General features: G+C 68.9%; 2 protein-coding genes. Both read right to left on the bottom strand.

Going from position 1 to position 1,598, the window contains the following annotated elements; genetic code table 11:
• Positions 1-170, bottom strand: a 170-nt coding sequence (locus ACWFR4_RS48850) for an SDR family NAD(P)-dependent oxidoreductase (protein WP_453658447.1), incomplete at its 3' end; no start/stop codon positions are given.
• Positions 170-1,429, bottom strand: coding sequence for an MFS transporter (locus ACWFR4_RS48855; protein ID WP_328543451.1), 1,260 nt, complete (start codon positions 1,427-1,429; stop codon positions 170-172). The genes ACWFR4_RS48855 and ACWFR4_RS48850, both read right to left, overlap by 1 nt.
• Between the last annotated feature and the right edge of the window lie 169 nt (positions 1,430-1,598).

Raw genomic sequence — 1,598 nt, forward strand, 5'->3', positions numbered from 1 at the left:
GTGTCACACAGGTCGACGACGTGGTGCCGCGCGCCGAGGGCGTCGGTGACCGCCGCGAGCCGATCGGCGTCGACGTCCACCAGCGTCAGCTGTGCTCCCGCCTGTACGAAGTGCTCGGCGACGGCCCGTCCGATGCCGCTCGCGGCGCCGGTGACGACTGCGTGCGTCATCAGGAGAACTCCTTGTCCTTCGTCTCGGGCATGGTCAGGTAGACGGCCAGGGAGAGCAGTGCGGCACCGCAGACGTACAGCCAGAGCTTGTCGGCGTGCCCGGACTCGCTCATCCAGGTCGTGACGTAGGGGGCGGTGCCGCCGAAGGCAGCGACGGCCAGCGCATACGGCAGCGCGATGCCGGTGGCCCGCACCTCCGGCGGGAACTGCTCGGCCATGATCACGGCGCAGTTGGCGGAATAGCCGAGGATCAGCAGCATGCCGACGAGCTGGACGAGGAACAGCACGACGAAGCTGCCGTTCAGGAAGTGGAGCATCGGCCAGGCCAGGACGACGAAGCCGAGCGCGAAGCCGGCCATGGTGGGCTTGCGGCCCAGCCGGTCGGAGAGTCGACCCACGAAGGGCAGCAGCACCATGAAGACGATCAGACACAGCGTCTGGGACAGCAGCGCCTTGTCCAACGAGATGCCCGTGGTGAGGTTGGCGTACGTCGGAAGGTAGCTGACCCAGATGTAGTACGTCAGCGTGCCCGCGACCGTGATGCCGGCGACGCGCAGCGCGGCGGCGGGGTGCTCGCGGAACATGGCCGTGAGCGGGTTCTTCGGCGCCTTGCCGCCGGCCTTGGTCTCGGTGAACGAGGCGGTGTCCTCGACGCTGACCCGCAGCCACAGCCCGAGCAGGCCCAGCAGGCCGCCGGCGGCGAAGGCGACGCGCCACCCCCAGCTGTGCAGGGCGTCCTCGCCGAGCAGCGAGGTCAATACTGTGCCGAGCAGGGAGGCGATCAGTGTGCCGCCCGCGACGGACACCTGCTGCCAGGACCCGGCAAAGGCCCGCCGCCCGGACGCGGCCGACTCCACCAGGAACGCCGAGGACGAGCCGAACTCGCCGCCCGCGGAGAAGCCCTGGACGAGCCTGGCGACCAGCAGGATCAGCGGCGCGGCGATGCCGATCGTGTCGTAGCCGGGGGTGAAAGCGATCAGAAAGCCGGCGCCCGCCATCAGTCCGATGGTGAGGGTCAGCCCCTTCTTGCGGCCCTTGCGGTCGGCGTACGCACCCAGGACGGCGGCTCCCACCGGCCGCATCACGAAGCCGACGGCGAAAATGGCGAGTGTGGAGAGCAGGGCGGTGGCGCCGTCACCCTGCGGGAAGAACACCCCGGCAATGATCTTGGCAAAAATGGAGTAGAGCGCCCAGTCGACCCACTCAACGGTGTTGCCCACAGTGCCGGCCACGATGGCCTTGCGCTGAGCGGGCGTCATTCTGCGGGATGGTCCGGTCCGGGATGCGGTGATGGCGGTCCTCACGAGGAGGTTCCTCGCTTCCTGAAGGTAGGGGGCAATTCAGACTGCGGCGTGCGGAGCTGTTTCGGGAAAAGTGCGCGGTGTCGTCCTGCGGGACTAACCGGCCCGCCCGGGACAGGACTGCGGG

The organism is Streptomyces sp. NPDC055140 (genome assembly GCF_053607285.1).

Coding starts and splice junctions, on each gene's coding strand:
- ACWFR4_RS48855 (WP_328543451.1), bottom strand. CDS start 1,429: ATGACGCCCGCTCAGCGCAAGGCCATCGTGGCCGGCACTGTGGGCAAC.